Origin of the sequence: Mesorhizobium sp. M1338, assembly GCF_040318045.1 — a bacterium.
In the GTDB taxonomy this organism is placed as follows: domain Bacteria; phylum Pseudomonadota; class Alphaproteobacteria; order Rhizobiales; family Rhizobiaceae; genus Mesorhizobium.
Genome location: NZ_JAMYLL010000008.1, coordinates 171,795 through 187,894, shown reverse-complemented (window position 1 = coordinate 187,894; position 16,100 = coordinate 171,795). Strand labels below are relative to the sequence as shown.

Annotated in this window: 24 protein-coding genes; 9 read left to right on the top strand and 15 right to left on the bottom strand. The window is 59.6% G+C overall.

Annotated features, from left to right (window positions below; all coding sequences use genetic code 11):
* Positions 1-172: 172 nt before the first annotated feature.
* Together NKH19_RS11290 and NKH19_RS11285 are read left to right on the top strand one after the other, a co-directional pair.
* Positions 173-490, top strand: coding sequence for a plasmid stabilization protein (locus NKH19_RS11290; RefSeq protein WP_352864616.1), 318 nt, complete (start codon positions 173-175; stop codon positions 488-490).
* Positions 491-542: 52 nt separating this feature from the next.
* Positions 543-986, top strand: coding sequence for a PPC domain-containing DNA-binding protein (locus NKH19_RS11285; RefSeq protein ID WP_352864614.1), 444 nt, complete (start codon positions 543-545; stop codon positions 984-986).
* Positions 987-1,020: 34 nt separating this feature from the next.
* Here NKH19_RS11285 and NKH19_RS11280 read toward each other — a convergent pair whose 3' ends face one another.
* Together NKH19_RS11280 and NKH19_RS11275 are read right to left on the bottom strand one after the other, a co-directional pair.
* Entirely contained in the window at positions 1,021-2,283 is a 1,263-nt protein-coding gene (locus tag NKH19_RS11280; protein WP_352864612.1) for a DUF763 domain-containing protein, read from the bottom strand.
* A gap of 93 nt (positions 2,284-2,376) precedes the next feature.
* The gene (locus NKH19_RS11275) at positions 2,377-2,985 is read right to left on the bottom strand and encodes a cysteine hydrolase family protein (RefSeq protein WP_352864610.1); all 609 of its coding nucleotides are present in this window, start codon (positions 2,983-2,985) and stop codon (positions 2,377-2,379) included.
* 297 nt (positions 2,986-3,282) lie between these two features.
* On the opposite strand from NKH19_RS11275, the gene NKH19_RS11270 reads away from it, so the two are divergent.
* Positions 3,283-3,702 carry an HD domain-containing protein gene (locus tag NKH19_RS11270; RefSeq protein WP_352864608.1) on the top strand — a complete coding sequence of 140 codons (420 nt, stop codon included), beginning with the start codon at positions 3,283-3,285 and terminating at the stop codon, positions 3,700-3,702.
* 27 nt (positions 3,703-3,729) lie between these two features.
* Here NKH19_RS11270 and NKH19_RS11265 read toward each other — a convergent pair whose 3' ends face one another.
* From NKH19_RS11265 to NKH19_RS11250, 4 genes are all read right to left on the bottom strand, one after another.
* Positions 3,730-4,137, bottom strand: coding sequence for a DUF427 domain-containing protein (locus tag NKH19_RS11265; protein ID WP_352864606.1), 408 nt, complete (start codon positions 4,135-4,137; stop codon positions 3,730-3,732).
* 129 nt (positions 4,138-4,266) lie between these two features.
* Positions 4,267-5,163, bottom strand: coding sequence for an alpha/beta fold hydrolase (locus NKH19_RS11260; protein WP_352864604.1), 897 nt, complete (start codon positions 5,161-5,163; stop codon positions 4,267-4,269).
* Positions 5,160-5,345, bottom strand: coding sequence for a hypothetical protein (locus NKH19_RS11255; protein WP_352864601.1), 186 nt, complete (start codon positions 5,343-5,345; stop codon positions 5,160-5,162). Before NKH19_RS11255 ends, NKH19_RS11260 begins: the two co-directional genes overlap by 4 nt.
* A 77-nt stretch (positions 5,346-5,422) precedes the next feature.
* Positions 5,423-5,617, bottom strand: a complete 195-nt coding sequence (locus NKH19_RS11250) for a DUF2934 domain-containing protein (protein ID WP_352864599.1) — start codon at positions 5,615-5,617, stop codon at positions 5,423-5,425.
* 225 nt (positions 5,618-5,842) lie between these two features.
* Between NKH19_RS11250 and NKH19_RS11245 the strand changes: the two genes are divergently transcribed.
* The 3 genes from NKH19_RS11245 to NKH19_RS11235 all read left to right on the top strand — a co-directional run bounded on the left by NKH19_RS11245 (position 5,843) and on the right by NKH19_RS11235 (position 7,792).
* Positions 5,843-6,169, top strand: a complete 327-nt coding sequence (locus NKH19_RS11245) for a hypothetical protein (protein WP_352864596.1) — start codon at positions 5,843-5,845, stop codon at positions 6,167-6,169.
* Between the two features lie 144 nt (positions 6,170-6,313).
* Positions 6,314-7,015, top strand: a complete 702-nt coding sequence (locus NKH19_RS11240) for an MgtC/SapB family protein (RefSeq protein ID WP_352982115.1) — start codon at positions 6,314-6,316, stop codon at positions 7,013-7,015.
* Between the two features lie 132 nt (positions 7,016-7,147).
* Positions 7,148-7,792: a DUF1236 domain-containing protein gene (locus NKH19_RS11235; protein WP_352864658.1), complete on the top strand. Its 645-nt coding sequence runs from the start codon at positions 7,148-7,150 to the stop codon at positions 7,790-7,792.
* A gap of 168 nt (positions 7,793-7,960) precedes the next feature.
* On the opposite strand, the gene NKH19_RS11230 is transcribed toward NKH19_RS11235, so the two are convergent.
* From NKH19_RS11230 to NKH19_RS11210, 5 genes are all read right to left on the bottom strand, one after another.
* The gene (locus NKH19_RS11230; protein ID WP_352864591.1) at positions 7,961-8,158 is read right to left on the bottom strand and encodes a hypothetical protein; all 198 of its coding nucleotides are present in this window, start codon (positions 8,156-8,158) and stop codon (positions 7,961-7,963) included.
* A 9-nt stretch (positions 8,159-8,167) separates the two neighbouring features.
* Entirely contained in the window at positions 8,168-9,001 is an 834-nt protein-coding gene (gene ku, locus NKH19_RS11225) for a non-homologous end joining protein Ku (protein ID WP_352864588.1), read from the bottom strand.
* Positions 9,002-9,193: 192 nt separating this feature from the next.
* On the bottom strand, positions 9,194-10,408 hold the full coding sequence (locus tag NKH19_RS11220; RefSeq protein ID WP_502910903.1) for an NRAMP family divalent metal transporter: 1,215 nt from the start codon (positions 10,406-10,408) through the stop codon (positions 9,194-9,196).
* Between the two features lie 160 nt (positions 10,409-10,568).
* Positions 10,569-10,733: a DUF3309 family protein gene (locus NKH19_RS11215; RefSeq protein WP_352864586.1), complete on the bottom strand. Its 165-nt coding sequence runs from the start codon at positions 10,731-10,733 to the stop codon at positions 10,569-10,571.
* A gap of 154 nt (positions 10,734-10,887) precedes the next feature.
* Entirely contained in the window at positions 10,888-11,505 is a 618-nt protein-coding gene (locus NKH19_RS11210; RefSeq protein ID WP_352864584.1) for a flavodoxin family protein, read from the bottom strand.
* A gap of 434 nt (positions 11,506-11,939) precedes the next feature.
* Between NKH19_RS11210 and NKH19_RS11205 the strand changes: the two genes are divergently transcribed.
* Complete coding sequence (locus tag NKH19_RS11205; protein ID WP_352864582.1) at positions 11,940-12,794, top strand: alpha/beta fold hydrolase; 855 nt, start codon at positions 11,940-11,942, stop codon at positions 12,792-12,794.
* Between the two features lie 16 nt (positions 12,795-12,810).
* Here NKH19_RS11205 and NKH19_RS11200 read toward each other — a convergent pair whose 3' ends face one another.
* Both NKH19_RS11200 and NKH19_RS11195 read right to left on the bottom strand, forming a co-directional pair.
* A complete protein-coding gene (locus NKH19_RS11200) occupies positions 12,811-13,263 on the bottom strand; it encodes a hypothetical protein (RefSeq protein ID WP_352864580.1) in 453 nt (150 codons plus the stop codon).
* 228 nt (positions 13,264-13,491) lie between these two features.
* A complete protein-coding gene (locus NKH19_RS11195) occupies positions 13,492-13,974 on the bottom strand; it encodes an alpha-ketoglutarate-dependent dioxygenase AlkB (protein ID WP_352864578.1) in 483 nt (160 codons plus the stop codon).
* A gap of 23 nt (positions 13,975-13,997) precedes the next feature.
* Between NKH19_RS11195 and NKH19_RS11190 the strand changes: the two genes are divergently transcribed.
* Complete coding sequence (locus NKH19_RS11190; protein ID WP_502910901.1) at positions 13,998-14,207, top strand: KTSC domain-containing protein; 210 nt, start codon at positions 13,998-14,000, stop codon at positions 14,205-14,207.
* A gap of 24 nt (positions 14,208-14,231) precedes the next feature.
* Here the strand turns inward: NKH19_RS11190 and NKH19_RS11185 are convergent, their stop codons facing one another.
* Positions 14,232-15,146 carry an isocitrate lyase/PEP mutase family protein gene (locus NKH19_RS11185; RefSeq protein WP_352864577.1) on the bottom strand — a complete coding sequence of 305 codons (915 nt, stop codon included), beginning with the start codon at positions 15,144-15,146 and terminating at the stop codon, positions 14,232-14,234.
* Positions 15,147-15,264: 118 nt separating this feature from the next.
* Between NKH19_RS11185 and NKH19_RS11180 the strand changes: the two genes are divergently transcribed.
* Positions 15,265-15,444 (top strand): hypothetical protein, encoded by a 180-nt coding sequence (locus NKH19_RS11180; RefSeq protein ID WP_352864575.1) that lies wholly within the window; start codon positions 15,265-15,267, stop codon positions 15,442-15,444.
* A gap of 115 nt (positions 15,445-15,559) precedes the next feature.
* Here NKH19_RS11180 and NKH19_RS11175 read toward each other — a convergent pair whose 3' ends face one another.
* On the bottom strand, positions 15,560-16,024 hold the full coding sequence (locus NKH19_RS11175; RefSeq protein ID WP_352864573.1) for a DUF2231 domain-containing protein: 465 nt from the start codon (positions 16,022-16,024) through the stop codon (positions 15,560-15,562).
* Between the last annotated feature and the right edge of the window lie 76 nt (positions 16,025-16,100).

The window sequence follows — 16,100 nt, the reverse complement described above, 5'->3', positions numbered from 1 at the left end:
GGAATGGCAAAAAGCATCTGTCCCGCCCGGTCCGCAGTTATGCGAAACGATAGGGTTTGATCTCCGCATGCCATGACGAGGCAGTTTCGTGGGATCGGGTTGTTTTTCAAATTTCCGATTGGAACTCCCTCGCTGGGTTTCCGTTCAGGCTCTACAGAACAGGAGAACTGTCATGCCACGAGGCGACAAATCGAAATACACCGACAAGCAGGAACGCAAAGCCGATCATATTGCGGAAGGCTATGAGAAGCGCGGGGTCTCCGACCAGGAAGCTGAAAGGCGGGCATGGGCGACCGTCAACAAGGACGATGGCGGCGGTAAGACAGAAGGCGGCTCCGGGCGCGGCAAACATACCGGCCATCCCGCGGCGCACAAGGGCGGCAAAAGCGGCGGCAGGGCATCCGCGTCACGGTCAGCCGCGAGCCGATCGGATTCGGCAAAGAAAGCCGCGGCAACACGTAAGCGGAACGCCGAACATCGAGTTCATTGACCTGGACGAAGCCACTCAGACTGACAAGGCTCAACGCGATGGGAGTGCCGGCATGAAATCGCAGCTCGTCAACGAGATCAGCGGGCAAAGGACATTCGTCGTGGTGCTCGACCCCGGCGAAGAAGCGTTCGCCGCGGTGACCGCCTTCGCAGTCAACCAGAAAGTCGGCAATGCATCCTTGACCGCCATCGGGGCTTTCGAAAGAGCGACCGTGGGCTGGTTTGATCCGAATGCGAAGACCTATCGCAAAATCCCGATCGACGAACAATGCGAGGTCCTGAGCGCGATCGGCGACGTTGCGCTGGGCGACGATGGCAAGCCCAGCCTGCACGTCCACGTGGTGCTCGGATTGAGCGACGGCACCACTCGGGGTGGGCATCTGCTTGACGGCATCGTTCGGCCAACGCTCGAAATCACCCTGGTGGAAGCGCCCGGTCACCTGCGCCGCCGCAAGCGTCCCGAGCTCGGCGTCGCTTTGATCGATCTGGACGCGTGAAGCGCAAAACCGGCCTCACTCAGGCGCGATCTTGTCACGCCTTCCTGCTCTTCTCCGCGGGCACCTCGTCCGGCGCGGCTTCCCAGCCAAAGACACTGCGACCGCCAAGCAGATGCGACTGGTCGAATTCTCCGGCGACAATTTCCTTCAGGCTGGGGCCGGTGACGTATCGTTCGACCTGCCGCGACTGGTCGTCCAACCGCTTCAAGGCGCCGATTTCTTCTTCGTGACCAAGTTTCGCCTTCTGCACGGCGGACTTCAGCACCCCGATGGTCTCGTCATAGACTTTTAGAGGCACAGGGAATGGGTGCCTGTCCTTACCGCCATGTGCCAGCGAGAACCGGCCGGGATCGGAAAAACGGCACGGCGCGCCATGCACCACTTCGGCGACAAGGGCCAGCGCGCGCACCGTGCGCGCACCGACACCTGGTACCAGAAGGAGCTCGGAAAAGTCCTCGGGGCCGCGTTCGGCAGCGGCCGCCATGTTTCCATGCAGCCGACGCATGATGACATCGCTTTCGCGCACATCGTGGTGAGCTGGCATGATCAGATGCGGCAGCAACAGCTGTTGCGGTGCCGGTGCCGCGCCGCGCTCCAATGCGGCGAACTCCTTGAGGATGCGATCCGGCCCAAGGTCCTGCAACAGATCCAACTGTCCCTGGCGCGAAGCTTCGGCGCGCCGGTCGGTCAGATTAACGATCTCGCCCTGGTTGGCGCCTTCGATGGCGGTGTGCGGCTGGTCGACGAAACTCTTCAAACCTTCGGACAGCCAATGATAGCGGCGCGCCACCTTGCTGTCGCCGTTCATGCCTTGCTGGACCACGACCCAGTCGCCGTCATCGGTGACGATGAACCCGTGCAGATAGAGGTCGAAACCATCCTGGACGGCGGCGCTGTCCACCTTGGCGACAAGCCGGCTGACGGTTGCCAGGCTCGCTCCGTCAAAGCCAACGCGTTCGCCGATGATTGCAAGTTCATGCGGGATTTTGCGCGAATGCGTGCCGCGGCCGCCGCAGACATGAATGCCCAGTTCGCCGGAGAGCGGCGTCAGACCGCGTTTCAAGGCGCCGACGACGCTGGTCGTGATACCGGACGAGTGCCAGTCCATGCCCATGACGGCGCCGAAGGATTGGAACCAGAACGGATGCGCCAACCGGCGCAGCAACTCGTTGCGACCGTAGTGATGAATGATTGCCTCGCACATCACGGCGCCAAGGCGCGTCATGCGGTCGCCAAGCCATTTCGGCACGCGTCCGCCGTGAAGTGGAAGATCAGCACTGCCCGATCGTTGCGCCACGTCTGTTCCTATGCCTGCTGTTCCCTCGAAATAGGTATCCCAGACCGCAGGCAGAAGCACTCGATGCTTCTGCCTGGCTGAAGCCCGGCGACATCAAATCCAGTGCGACAGTACCACCTCCATCTCGACGGTCTCGACCTGCTGGGCAAATCGCTGGTGATAAACGGTCAGCAGCGCATCATGCGTCGCGTCGGAAGAACTGCACAGCGCGTCCGTGACGAGAACCACGCGATAACCGAAATCGATTGCTCCGAGCACCGTGGCCAGAACGCATACATCGGTTTCGCCGCCAGTGATGACCAGCGTATCGATATCGCGCTCTGCCAGAAAAGCCCTGAGCCGGCCCTCAAACCAGGGCGAGTAGATGTGTTTGTCGATGACTGCCGCCGGCGGGCAGTAAGCGGCCAATGCCGGCAACAGGTCGACCATTTCGTCGCCGATACTTTCGATAGTCATCGTGGTCCAGTGCTCATAGTAGCGCTTCCATGTGCCTACACCCTGCCCCGGCTTCTGGGCAGGCAGGAAGCGCGTGAAGACTGTCTGTTGCGCCTTCCTTTCGACCAGGCTCTCGATGCGAGGGAGCACGCGAGTGATCCATGGAGTGGCCCACTGTGACGGCTCGGCAAACAGCCGCTGCATGTCAACACAGACATGCATGCAGCGGTCGCCCAGAGGCCCGTATGCCAAACCCGGCATCGACATCAGGAAGTCCGTACGCGGTCGGATTTTTTCACGAGCTTTTCCTTGCCATCGAAGGCATCGATCAGAACGTCCCGTGCCGGCACTCGTTCCTTGTCGCTTCAGGAACCGACATCAGCCATCGACGTTTCCGCCTCATGGATCCGATGCCATCCGCTGGAAGAGCCCACTGGTGAGGCGGACGGCGCTTCAACGAAATCCTTGCGGCAAGGAACAATAGCCTCGGCGACTTGGAGATGAAATCACAGGAGATTCCGATGGCCGCGCCTGGGCATTCGACAAGCGGCCGGGACAGCGACGATGAGCATTTTCTATCGAGCGGCCAAGATTGCGGAAGAGGTTCACGCAGCGCAGCGCGACAAGACCGGGCGGCCCTATATCGAGCATTGCCGTCGTGTCGTCGACGCTGTCGAGACGATGGATCAGAAGGTCGTCGCCTATCTGCATGATGTCCTGGAAAAAGGCGAAGGCTGGTCACGAGCCAAGCTTGAAGCGACCGGGTTTGGACCGTCGATTGCTTCCGCGGTCGATGCCATGTCGCGCAGAGACGGCGAGGACTATTTCACGTTCGTGCGGCGGGCCGCATCGAATCCGCTGGCGCTGCCGGTAAAACGCGCTGACCTCGAAGACAACATCTGGCAGTCACGGCAAATTGGAGCCTCGACAGCCAAATACGAAGAAGCCTTGCGCATTCTCGATGAGGAATTCTCCGGGCGCTAGCAAATGCCTGCCAGAGGTCCAACGATACTATTCCCTGACATGTGGCGTGTGCCGTTTGTCCTCCACCGGGTCGATATCGATGCGCGCCTTTTCTGGATCGAAAGCACCATGACGTGCAATGGCCCGCGCTGCCGTATCCGGCGTCTCGTATGCCCACATGAAGTCATCGGCCGCGCCACCAACTGCATGGACACGCCAATAGCTAGCGGTTCCCTTCAGCGGTGAACTGCTTGTCGTGTTTGTCTTTTCGAAAAGCTCGAAATAGATGTCCTCGAACGGAATATAGAACACCGGCTCATGTCCCTCTTCCCTGAGTACCTTCGCGCGCTCCGTGGCCGCGACTATGGCGTCGGAGAATCGCACCGTTACCGTGCCGGCAAACGGTTCTATGGTTAGTGGGCGGTGGTGTTCTGAAGTTGCGACTGAAGTTTGCATCCGAATTCTCCGTGGCTACCGATTGATCGCGACGGCGTTCCGGTTCGCCATCCATGGAGACGAAATGCGCGGCGATGCATCAGGTTCCAGCTTGTCCGATGAAGCCGACTGACTGCCGAGCCAAGCGCTTTATCGCCTGCCGTAACTGTCGAGAAAGCTCGCCAACAGTCGCGAAACCTCTTGTGGGGCCTCACGTGTTGGGAAGTGCCCAACCGCATCCAGGACCACTCGTTTGTAGGGCGCGGTGAAATGCTCCTCCAGCCCTTCCGACGATGCGGTCAGCACAACACGGTCGTCGCCACCATGAAGCGTCAAGGTCGGCACCGTGATGATCTTGACCGATGTTTGCCGGCCGGCCAGATCCGCGTAGCGGGGATCGGGCTCCGCCTCACCCCAGCGAACCCGATAGGAATGCAATGTCACGTCAGGCCAATCCGGATTTTCGAAGGATGCAGCCACTTCATCGAAAATGGCATCGTCGAACCAGCCCAACGGGCTCCAGCTGTCCCATTGGAATCTGGCGAATTCCTTGCGATTCTTTCGCACGAACTCGGCGCCCCGCGCTGTTGCCATGAACCATTGATACCAAAATGCTTTCGCCTGTTCGGGCGCTGGCGTTGCCGGCTTGCCGGGTTGCCAGCCAAGCGACAGCGCGGCACAGCACCTGATGCGATCGGGAAAAATCGAGGCCAGGAGGTAGGAGATCCGAGCTCCCCAGTCGTGCCCGACGACCGCAAAGCGGCTGAGGCCAAGCGCGTCGGCAAAGTCGAGCACATCGCGCGCCATTGCAGCAATTTCGCCGGATCGCATGGTTTCCTTCGACAGGAACGATGTCCGTCCAAAACCTCGCAGCCACGGCGAAAACGTCCGAAAGCCGGCCTCATGAAGGACCGGCGAAATGCGCGCGTAAGTGGTCGCGTCGTCCGGCCACCCGTGCAGCAGGACAACGGGCGCACCGTTTTCTGGCCCGCCACCGAGATAGGCGATGCGCAGCAGTGGCGTATCGCAAGATGAAATAGGGTTCATTTGCTCTCCGGCGCTGTAACCGGCTGGTCGCCGCCAGTCGTCGACTTGGGTCTGGCATCCTGGTCAACCTGCGGGTTCTTGTTGATGGTGTCGGTGTTGGCTTTCGTCGGTTCGACGCTGTTATCACAGGCGCCGAGCGCAAGAGCAGCAGCCAACACCAGAAGCGACAAGGATTTCTTCATCGAAACCTCCTCTGACTGATATTCGACAAACGAGGCTCCGCGAATTTGGTTGCCTTGCTGGATGCTCGGGCCAGCCTTCAATCCTTCGAGCTTTTTGAGCCGGCGCTGACTGTCGGGTCGGGCACGACAGGGCCGCGTTCGGTCTCGGGACCTTCTCCCTCGATCTCCTGCACGGCTTGATCCCAGTGCTCCTGCTCGCGTCCAGTCGGACGGCCCTCCCGTTCCCAGATTTCATAGGCACGCCGTTTGATGCGCTCTTCCCTGCTGTCCATGACACCGATCCTCCGATCCATCAGTCTCAATTCCGGACGATATTTTTTGTTCCTCGGAGAGAGCCACTGCGGGCGCCGCGGATTCAAACAAGCCGCATATGGATTGCGTGCCCAACCGCTTGGTTATTGCCGTACCGACGTTTTTTCGTGACATGCCAGCGCTGGCGGATCAATGTATCCGACTGTTGATCCGCGCTCTGCACGCCTAGGCTCCACCATCGCCTGGTGGGCAGTGCCCTGATCGCCCGGATCGAAAGACCTGACGGGCATTTCGAGACCAAGGTGACGCCCATGCGGGAATTGCCGAAAGACATCGACGCCGATGTGGTGATCGAAATCAGCAAACTGCTGGACGACAGTCCGCTTTTCGTCCCCGTCCGGGTTCATGAGCTTGCAGCCAGGGTGAGGCAGAAGGTGAAGACAGGTCTGCCGGACCTTTCGATCGAAGAACTGATCGTGGAAATGGCCTCTGTTCGCCGGTTGGCCATGGCGTTCGATCTCCCTGGATCGGAGAATGTGGTGCAGATTCCGATTCGCCATCCGCGCCGCTAAATCCGGTCCCCCAGCCTGACGCTACGACGTCGTTATCTCGTCTGCCAATCGATCGCGCGGCTTACAGCCAAGATGGCGTCGTCGGGAACCTAACGTGCGACTACGGATTGAGTGCGCACGGGAGTTCGAGTCCAGGTCATTGCGATGCCCCTTAATCCGGATTGGCAAGATATCGCGGCACGGTTGGTTTTGACTTTGCTTGCCGGTGCGCTGATAGGATTGGATCGTGAAGCGCGCGGCCACTCGGCAGGGCTGAGGACAACCATTCTGGTCGGACTGGCCGCCGCTCTCACAATGGCACAGGCAAATCTGCTGCTGGGAGTCGGCGGCAAAAATCCCGATTCCTTTGCCTCCATGGACGTGTTGCGCTTTCCGCTTGGCGTGCTGACCGGCGTCGGCTTTATCGGCGGCGGCGCCATTCTTCGCCGCGGCAACCTTGTCAGCGGAGTCACAACGGCTGCCACATTATGGGTGATGACCGCGATCGGGCTGGCGTTCGGCGGTGGTCAGTATGGTTTGGGGGTGGCTGGGACGGCGCTTACCTTGTTGACACTTCTCGTGCTGAAATGGGTCGACGTGCGCATTCCCCGCGACCATCACGCCGAACTGGATATCGCCTGGAAGGCGGGAAAGACCGGCGATCTCGGCGAAATCGTCAGGCCGCTCGGTTACCGGGCACGGTTGGTCGGAATGGAGCGACGCCCGGATCACCACGACCCTGTATTCTCATTTGAAATTGGCTGGACGCGACCGGACCGTAGCGGCCCGCCGACAGATTTGCTTTCTTTCTTGGACCAGCACTGCGAAGTCAAAAAATTCAGCCTGGTCAGCGAACCGGCGCACTGAATGGAATTCCTTGTTGGTTCGAAGAGCGCTCGGCTTTTGTGGTCTTGGCAGTCACGCATCGCCATCTCGGAACAAAGCTTTTTGGTTCAAGTTTACCGAACGAAGGGACGAACTTTTCCCAGGAGATTTCCTATGAAACATGTTCTCATGACCAGCATGCTGGCGATCGGTCTCGGCTGCGGGATGGCGATGGCTCAGACACAACAGCCAGCCGAAAGCCCATCAGGAGCGGATACCAACTGTACATCCGCGAAGGCTAACTGCCAGCCCGGCTCGAAGATGGGCGAGCAGGCGCAGGGGAAGACCAAGGTCCAGACTGACGAGCAGGCCCAGGGCAAGGCTGGCGCCACCACGGACCAGCAGGCGCAGGGCAAAGCCAAGATCCAGACCGACGAGCAGGCCCAGGGCAAGGCTGGCGCCACCACGGATCAGCAGGCGCAGGGCAAAGCCAAGGTCCAGACCGACGAGCAGGCCCAGGGCAAAACTCCTGCACAGGATACGACTTCGACCGGCTCGATCAACAATGTCACGGTTGAACAGAAAACCCAGATCACCCAAGTGATCAGGGAGACAAAGGTCGAGCCGGTAGCCAGTGTCGATTTCGACATCTCCATAGGCGTGGAAGTTCCGCGGCACAAAATCAGGCTGCATCGTTTGCCGGCGCGCATCGTCAAGATTGTCCCGGCTTACGAAACTTATGAATATTTCCTGCTTGCCGACGGTCGGATCGTCATCGTCGATCCGGATACGTTCAAGATCGTGCTGATTCTGACCTAACAGTTCCGGCCACCGCGATCCGCCCCGCCCATGTCGGGGTGGACCGCCCACTGCAATGAGTACGCAGTGGCGAGAATCTTCTATCGCCTCCGGGCACCAAAGACGCCCTCACCATGAATGACTCAGCAGCGTGATGGGTGAAAGCAGTCGGCCCGGCAGGTTCAGAAGCTAAGCCATAGCCGCTCTTAACAGCGTATATCGCTTGATGGCCACGGCGGATCGGCAAGGTCGGCCCGGCGTTCTCACCGAGGCGCGGGTTTTCGATTGAGGGAGATTTTCGCCTCCTTCGCCAGTTTCCTTGCCTGAAGGGTCGGCATCGACGTTGCCCTTCAGCGCCTTGCGAATGGCGGAGAGGTCCTTTGCCATACCGCAGTCCTATGCGCTCTTGCGCTTCGCCGCGGTCGACTTCGCCTTGGTGGTGGGCTTGCCACCCTCCTGCGCCAGGCTCTTGCGCAAAATGTCGGCAAGATTGACGACGTTGGTCTTGGGTTCTGGCGCCGGCTTCGGCGGCTTCTTGCCCTTGCGCTTTGCCTCGATCATCGCGATGAGCGCGTTTTCATAGGTGTCTTCGAATTTCGACGGGTCGAATTTGGCGGGTTTCTTGTCGATCAGTAGCTGGGCGATCTCCAGCATCTCCGGATCGACTTTACGGTCCTTCAGGCCTTTGAATACCGACCGAGCCGAGATCATCTCGTTGTGATTGCGCAGCTCGGTCAGAAGCATGCCTTTGCCTTCTGCCTGGATCAGCACTTCCCTGCCGCGCTGGTACAGCACCACGCAGGAGCGGGCGGCCACCTTCTTGTGTGCCATTGCATCGCGGATCACAGCATATGCTTCCGCGGACGCGGCATCGGCAGGAACAAGGTAGTAGGGTTTTTCGAGATACCGGGCATCGATGTCATCAATCGGTACGAAGCCGCCAACCTCGAGCGTGTGCTGCGACACCAGCTTGAGCTTCTTGATTTCAGCCGGCTCGATCCGAACGAAGTCGCCTTTTCCGGTCTCATAGCCTTTCAGCTGGTCTTCGGCTTCGACCGTTTCGCCGGTTCCTTCGTCGACATAAGCGCTCCTGACCGGCAATCCGTCCTTGCGGTTCAGGATCTTGAAGTGAATTCTTTCGGCCTCGGTGACGGCACCGATGATCTTGACCCCGCATGACACCGATCCGACCTTCAGGAAGCCTTTCCAGGCAGCACGCGGCACAACCATTGCAATCCTCACGACTCGCCAATGGATTCTGAACGAGTGGTGCCGCGAATGGTTCCTGGTTTGATCGCGGGCAAGCTTGGCGACCCGAGACGTTTCGGAACCCCGTCCTTACTTCGACAGCGACCGGAGGCTCGGCACCTCGAGCATCGACGACCGCCACATCGCGGTTGCCCTGCAGCACATGAACGCCTGTTAATAGAACAATCGGAAAATCATGACCGCCGCCGCCAGCGTCATGATGCCTGTCGCTGCCCAGCCCACCAGGCGCACAGCCATCGGTACAACGGCATTTCCCATCACGTCGCGTCGCGCTGTCATCAGCATCATCACCATCATTACCGGGACCGCGACCACGCCGTTGACCACCGCGCTCCAGTAGAGGGCTTTGATCGGATTGACAGGCGTAAAATCGAGACACGCACCAAGGAACGTCGCCAGCGCGATCGTTGCGTAGAACGCTTTCGCCTTCAGCGGTTCGCGCTCCAGCCCGATCGGCCATTTGCGCGCCTCGCCGAGCGCATAGCCGGCCGACCCGGCAAGGACCGGAATTGCCAGGAGCCCGGTACCGATGATGCCGAGGGCAAAGATTGTGAAGGCGAACTGGCCGGCGACGGGTTTCAGCGCTTCCGCGGCCTGGCTCGAGGACGTTATGTCGGTGACGCCCCCGGCATGCAGTGTGGCGCCCGCGGTTATCATGATGGCAAGCGCCACCAGATTCGAGAATGCCATTCCAACATAAGTGTCCAGCCGGATGCGCTTGATGGCGTGGGTTGACCGCCGCGGTGCCTTTTTCAGAGGCTTGCGTCGACCGGCTTTTTCTTCTTCAACCTCCTGCGAAGCTTGCCAGAAAAACAGATAAGGGCTGATGGTCGTGCCGAAAATGGCCACGACCGTGGTCCAGAATTGCGGGTCTGGCGACAATGTCGGGATGAACAGTCCGCGCGCGACTTCCGCCCATTGCACGTGCACGAACAGGATCGTACCGAAATAGGCAAACAGCGAAACGGTCAGCCATTTCAGGATCGAGACGTAGCGGCTGTATTTCAAGAATATCTGAAGAACCACCGATATGCTCGCAAAAAGCGCGACGTAAAGCAGTTGCGGGCCGCCAACGATAAGCCGCAACGCATCGGCCATGGCACCAAGGTCGGCGCCGATGTTGATGGTGTTGGCGATGAGAAGGAGAAAAACAATCGCCTGCAGCAGCCAGTTTGGATAATGGACCCGCATGTTGCCGGCGATGCCCCGGCCGGTGGTCCGGCCAATGCGCGCGCTGATTTCCTGAACGACCGACATCAGTGGGTAACTGAACAGCATCGTCCACGCTAGTCCGTAGCCAAGTTGCGCGCCGGCCTGCGAATAGGTGGCAATGCCGCTCGGATCATCGTCGGAGGCTCCGGTTATCAAGCCCGGCCCGAGGACGGTGAGAAGACGCGATTTTGGCGCCCTCACCCCACCGGAAGCATTGGCGTTCAGCGCTCTCTCCTTCGCTGTTGTTTTATGTCAGGCATTACAAAGCCCGCCGCTCGCTCGGAAGCGACGAGCCGAACATTCGCGTCAGGCGACGCTAGATGCGCCCGAGAACGACCAGGATGATGACAATAAGCAGCACCAGACCAAGACCGCCGCCACCATAATAGCCGGTGCCGTAGAATGGCCCGCCGCCAAGTCCACTAAGGCCACCAAGCAATGCAATAATCAGAATGATGATGAGAATGGTCCCGAGACTCATGACGTTCTCCTGTCCGCGGCTTCCCTCCGTTGCGAAACGCAGCGGCGCCCGCCTGCTGAGACTATGAACTCGCCACAAGCCTTCCTGTTCCCGGGCGAGTTCCACTGGTTCTGACATGTTGGTTCTTGGCAGTTTCAACATGTCTTGAACAAGGTCACTCCGTGACACCTGGATAGCCTTGGCTTTTCAACAATCCAGCGAGATGAGCGGCGTTGGAAGCAGCCATTTCGATCGTGCCAGAGACCTTTTCCGGTGTTCCCGGCAAGTCGACATAATTGACATCCCCCATGGCTTCGCCAACCCAATAGATTCCGCTATTGGCGGGAATGGTGAAGCCAACATCGTTCAGGGCTTGAAAACATTCGGCGTGGCAGTGATGCGCCCCATCCTCGTTGCCGACGATGGCCACCAAAGCCACCTTTCCTGCCGCCGGCATGCGCCCTTTGTCGTCGGTCTCCTCTAGAAACGCATCCATTCGCTCCAGAACGCGCTTGGCCAGGCTCGAGGGCTGGCCAAGCCAGATTGGCAGTCCGAGCACGAAGATGTCGGCCACCAGTATTTTCTTCCTGAGTTTCGGCCAATCGTCGCCCTTGCCCATATCGGAAAGCACACCTGGCTTGATATCGTGATCGACCGAACGCACGATCTCGCCTTTGACACCGTATGGCACCAGCGCCGCCAGAACATCGGCAAGCAACCGGTCCGTGGAGGATCTTTCCCTGTCGTTCGAAGCCTTGAGCGAGCAATTGAGGGCGAAAGCTGTAAGTGGCATGTGAAATCTCCTGCGTTATCCCCAGCCAACCGCAATCGCCGCGACTGCCATGCGGCGGAGCGTTTATGCAACTTGTTGCGGGATTGCTCGGCATTTAACGCCGAGGGTAAAGCCTAGTTCCGAGGACGGACACGGCAGGCAGACCGTTAGCCGGCAGCACAGCCACGTCTTTCCCGTCGACCTGGCACAAGAATTCTAGGCTTTTTGCCATCCATTGCGGAACCAGAAAGCAACCATATCGGTTCTTGAGCAGCCGCTTCGCACTGGGCGGCGAGAAGTGGCTCCCCTCCCACTTCGTCACGGTCCCGCCGGCTCGGAGCCGGCGGGATTTTGAGCCCGACGCATGATGGGAACGGGCGACGACGTCGAGCAACACCGGCTGACCCAGTCGGCAATCTATTCGACCGACCGTCGTTTCCCCGGAGTTCTTGTGAATGGATACGGATACAGTGCTCGTCCAGACCCCAGAAGTAAGCGGCCTGCGGTTGGCGGTGTCCGTGGCCGGCGATCCGGATCGACCAACCCTGATCCTTCTCCACGGCTGGCCCCACTCCAGAGAAATCTACGATGGAGTGATCGATGAGCTCGGCAAGCGATATTTTACTTTGGCTTTCGATCTTCCGGAGATTGGCGGATCGCGAGGTGCCCCGCCATCGGCAGAGAAGAAAGTCCTGGCAGATATCGTGATTTCAGCCGCCGAGGCGATTGGCGCCAGGTCCATGGTGGTTGCCGGCGTTGACGTCGGCGGCATGATCGCTTTCGCCGCCGCGCGCTACCACGGCGACCGCATCGTTGGCGCGGTGCCGATGAATACGGTCATCCCCGGCCTTCATCCATGGGCTGATGTAATCGCAAACCCGGCCATCTGGCATTTTGCGTTCCATGCGGTGCCGGAGCTGCCGGAATTATTGGTGACTGGCCACCAGCGTGCGTATTTCGACTTCTTCTTCGATCTGCTCGCTGGCCGTCATGGCGCCGTGACGAATGAAATGCGGCAGATATTCACCGCGGCCTATTCGAGGCCAGAGGCACTCGAGGCCGGCTTCGACTGGTATCGCGCATTTGAAGCGGATGCCAAGGCCAACGCCGTTCCGGCAAGCATCGAGGTTCCACTTCTCTACATCCGCGGTGACGCGGACTTCGGATCGATCGACGACTATCTCGAAGGTTTGAGGCTATCGGGTGCGAAGAACCTGCAAGGCCATGTGATCGCCAATTGCGGCGAGTTTCTGCCTATCGAGGCACCGGAGGCATTCGTCAGGGCGCTGGCGGAATTTGCACCAAGATAGCACATTCGAATGCTGCTCAGCGCTCCGCGGTGCGAAGCGCCGATATGAAAACCAGCAGCAGCGCCAAGGCATTGAGACCCGCGGCGATGGCATGCGAATATTCCCATTGGCGTCGGAGCAACTCCCAGTTTTCAGGCAGAATGGTCCAATTCCGCGTAGCCCGATTGATCGGATAAGTCAGCGTCCAGAAGGCAAACTGCGTGGCACCGATGCTGAGAAAGGCGACCACGATCAAACCAAACGATCCGCCTGATCGGTAAAGCAAAACTGCCAGGGCAGCCGTCGAGAGTAACGCCCCCAGCACCACGATGCCAAACAGGCTCCAGCCATCATAGGCGCGTTGCGCGGCCAGATAGCTCGTCCCGTCAAGCTTCATCTTGTTGAACATCGCGAAAAGATGCGCGCCGGCCGGGATGAAAGCCAATGCAACGAAGATGAAGCTGATCACTCTCAGACCATAGATCGCCATATCCGGTCTCCTCTCGAGGAGACAGCTAGGGCATCCGGTATGGTTGGAAAGGTGGTTTTGAATCGTGCGGCCAGGCCCGATACCCGCAATCCGGTGAGCGCCTGGTGGATTGCGGAAGTCACGTCGCGGCTGTGCACCAGCGCGTTGAAGAGGAACAGCTTGCGTTCAAGGACTCGTGAGAGCCGGGTCGCGGAGCCCCAGGATTCTGAAAGGCCAGTGCGCGATGCGTCAGGAATTTTGGGAGCGCAATGTCCGCAAGGTAATCGAATATCGGTGCTCGGCAAGCGGCGGGATGCTGTGCTCCCATTCCGTGCGCGAGGGACCGGTCATGAGATAGGCCGACCGTGGCTCGACGAGGATGGTCTGTCGATCCCACCTGGTTCCATTCTTTCGCCGGAGGCGGAAACTGCAAGGCGCCAGCAGCGAAACGCCCGCCACGTCTTCGAAATGAGGCTTGTCGCGGTGCCAGCCGATGCCAGCGCCAGGCTGGTACTCGTTGATCAACACCTGCGCGAAAGCTTCGGCTGGCCGGCTAGCCAAGATCGCGACCTTCTTGCGCAGAGACAACAGAAAATCAGGTATCGGGGGCTTACTACCTGTCGCGTGGATTGCCGAATTCCGCATCGCGCTTCCTCGAATATCGATCAACGCGTGGCAGGTCGTCGCGCCGTGGAACCGGATAATCCCGAGCGGGTTCTGTCCGAGTGACATCGGGTGCCGACATGCCATCGACTGTGATCCGCGACACGAGCTACGCCCCCGCGACCAGGATCCTTTCCGTCTGGTTCGTGCCGAGCGGTATTCGCTATGACTATGAGGACGTGGCCCCGGCAACCTACGCCGCTTTCAGAAAGGCCTCATCCAAAGGCCGTTTCTTCAATGAATTCATTCGTGATCGTCACAAATATCGCCGCTTTGGGGAACGGCAGGCCGTCGGGAAATGAAGTGCTCGATCCGGGCCTGCGGGGTCACTGTCCTGACAGCTTCTGCTTGATTTTCTTTATCATGCCGTCGTGAGATTGACCCATGAAACGGTTCTCGATGCCGGCCCATTCAGACATGCGCACGATGTCCTCGAAGCCCGCGAGGTCGACGCTTGCTTCCGGCACCAGCGGCTTGCCTTGCCGCAAATCGTCGAGCGCCTGCTGCAGGGCATGGACAGCGCGGAACAAAAGCGTCGTCGGATAAAGGATCATGTCGTAGCCCATTTCATGCAACTCGGCAGGCGATTGCCAGGGCGTCTTGCCGCCGCGCTCCAGGATGCTCGTGGCCAGTGGAACGTTTCTGAACGCCTCGCCGACCTGGGTCAGCTCCTCCACGCTGGTCGGCCCCTCGATGTAGACACCATCGGCGCCGGCGTCGAGATAGCGCTTGCCGCGCTCGATCGCATCGCGCAGCCCGTGCGGCTGCCGCGCATCGGTGCGGGCAAGCAGGAAGAAAACCGGGTCGGCGCGTGCCGCGACGGCGGCGCGAATCTTTTGCTCCATGAATTCCGGCGCAACGACCTCCTTGCCAGCCATGTGGCCGCAGCGTTTGGGTGGCTTCTGGTCCTCGATGAACAGAGCCGAGGCACCGATCGCCTCGTAGCTCCTGACGGTGCGCGTCACATTCTTGACGTCGCCATAGCCATCGTCGCCGTCGATCAGCACCGGCAGGTCGGAAGCTTCGACGATCTCACGTGCCCTGGCATGCTTTTCGCCAAACTGTTCGAGATCGATGTCGGGAACCGCGTGCATGGCCGCGACCATGGCGAACCCGCCGATCTGATAGGCCGGGAATCCGGCGCGCTCGATCAACCGGGCCGTCAGCGCGTCGCCCGCCGACGGCAACACCAGCGGCGCATTATGATCGATCATCGATTTCCAGGATAGACGCCGGACCATTTTCGAACCTCCCGTCGGAAACGCGATCGATAGATCGAGGTTCCAGGCGCTTTCGGGAGAGTGTTCGGGCCGAGATTGTGGCAACGCTGAAGCTGACACGGTCAAAGCGCCCGATTTCATGGGGCTCGCACGTGCCGTGGGAGGTAAAGGGCGGCACTTCACCTGGAAGATCTTTGCGGATTTGCCGGAAGCGCTCGCGGGTACCGATCCGGCCGGCGGTTTGCATCTGTTTGAGATCACGATCAATGGTGAGGTAGAACCAGCGGTCTCCGGCGAAATCGCCAAGCACCTTCGCTGAGCCTTGCGAGGGTTCCCGGCGAACTTCCGTATGACATTGACCCGAGCATCCTCACCATGGGCGTCGAGATGCGGCTGGCACTTGCAACGATATCCCGGTTGCAAGCCGCGCCGGTTCAGCGCAATTCGTCCGAGCCGTCAGCGACTCCCACGCGATGCCGATAGACCATTTCCCATCCCTTCCAGCCTGTAAACAGCAGGATGAGAACCACTATCAATGACAGGATCAGGCCGGTGGGGACCACAGCCGCCTCCCCATGTTCGTATCGGGAGTACCAGTTGTAAAGTTCGATCAGGACGACGAGTATATTTCCCCCTGCATGAAGCCATGCCGTTGTGAGATTGCGGATCTGAACGTCACCCAGAATGTCGGTCAGGCCGGCAAGAGCGGCCAGGGCCGCCATTATCAGGCCCGCTCCGAGAAGCCACAATGACCCGGTGACCCATCCCGGATTGCCTGTTCGCCAGAAGATCAGGTCGCAAACGAAGGTAGCAACAAAAAAAGCGATAGGGAACGGAATCAGCATGGGATGAATTGGATGGCCGGCGACGCTGGCTGTGCTGCGCGGGTTATGGGTCATCGTGATGCCTCCAACAAATGTGGCGCGTGTCGCGTCCACGTCGGATTTCGGTGAACTATCTAAAAAAGCACGCAGC

Excerpts from the sequence above, each read along its gene's own strand:
- NKH19_RS11240 (WP_352982115.1), top strand. The coding sequence starts at position 6,314 with ATGCCCCTTAATCCGGATTGGCAAGATATCGCGGCACGGTTGGTTTTG.
- NKH19_RS11215 (WP_352864586.1), bottom strand. The coding sequence starts at position 10,733 with ATGAGTCTCGGGACCATTCTCATCATCATTCTGATTATTGCATTGCTT.
- NKH19_RS11210 (WP_352864584.1), bottom strand. The coding sequence starts at position 11,505 with ATGCCACTTACAGCTTTCGCCCTCAATTGCTCGCTCAAGGCTTCGAAC.
- NKH19_RS11270 (WP_352864608.1), top strand. The coding sequence starts at position 3,283 with ATGAGCATTTTCTATCGAGCGGCCAAGATTGCGGAAGAGGTTCACGCA.
- NKH19_RS11255 (WP_352864601.1), bottom strand. The coding sequence starts at position 5,345 with ATGAAGAAATCCTTGTCGCTTCTGGTGTTGGCTGCTGCTCTTGCGCTC.
- NKH19_RS11285 (WP_352864614.1), top strand. The coding sequence starts at position 543 with ATGAAATCGCAGCTCGTCAACGAGATCAGCGGGCAAAGGACATTCGTC.
- NKH19_RS11290 (WP_352864616.1), top strand. The coding sequence starts at position 173 with ATGCCACGAGGCGACAAATCGAAATACACCGACAAGCAGGAACGCAAA.
- NKH19_RS11235 (WP_352864658.1), top strand. The coding sequence starts at position 7,148 with ATGAAACATGTTCTCATGACCAGCATGCTGGCGATCGGTCTCGGCTGC.
- NKH19_RS11175 (WP_352864573.1), bottom strand. The coding sequence starts at position 16,024 with ATGACCCATAACCCGCGCAGCACAGCCAGCGTCGCCGGCCATCCAATT.
- NKH19_RS11250 (WP_352864599.1), bottom strand. The coding sequence starts at position 5,617 with ATGGACAGCAGGGAAGAGCGCATCAAACGGCGTGCCTATGAAATCTGG.
- NKH19_RS11195 (WP_352864578.1), bottom strand. The coding sequence starts at position 13,974 with ATGTCACTCGGACAGAACCCGCTCGGGATTATCCGGTTCCACGGCGCG.
- NKH19_RS11230 (WP_352864591.1), bottom strand. The coding sequence starts at position 8,158 with ATGGCAAAGGACCTCTCCGCCATTCGCAAGGCGCTGAAGGGCAACGTC.
- NKH19_RS11265 (WP_352864606.1), bottom strand. The coding sequence starts at position 4,137 with ATGCAAACTTCAGTCGCAACTTCAGAACACCACCGCCCACTAACCATA.
- NKH19_RS11200 (WP_352864580.1), bottom strand. The coding sequence starts at position 13,263 with ATGGCGATCTATGGTCTGAGAGTGATCAGCTTCATCTTCGTTGCATTG.
- NKH19_RS11185 (WP_352864577.1), bottom strand. The coding sequence starts at position 15,146 with ATGGTCCGGCGTCTATCCTGGAAATCGATGATCGATCATAATGCGCCG.
- NKH19_RS11205 (WP_352864582.1), top strand. The coding sequence starts at position 11,940 with ATGGATACGGATACAGTGCTCGTCCAGACCCCAGAAGTAAGCGGCCTG.
- NKH19_RS11260 (WP_352864604.1), bottom strand. The coding sequence starts at position 5,163 with ATGAACCCTATTTCATCTTGCGATACGCCACTGCTGCGCATCGCCTAT.
- ku (WP_352864588.1), bottom strand. The coding sequence starts at position 9,001 with ATGGTTGTGCCGCGTGCTGCCTGGAAAGGCTTCCTGAAGGTCGGATCG.
- NKH19_RS11275 (WP_352864610.1), bottom strand. The coding sequence starts at position 2,985 with ATGTCGATGCCGGGTTTGGCATACGGGCCTCTGGGCGACCGCTGCATG.
- NKH19_RS11180 (WP_352864575.1), top strand. The coding sequence starts at position 15,265 with ATGGGGCTCGCACGTGCCGTGGGAGGTAAAGGGCGGCACTTCACCTGG.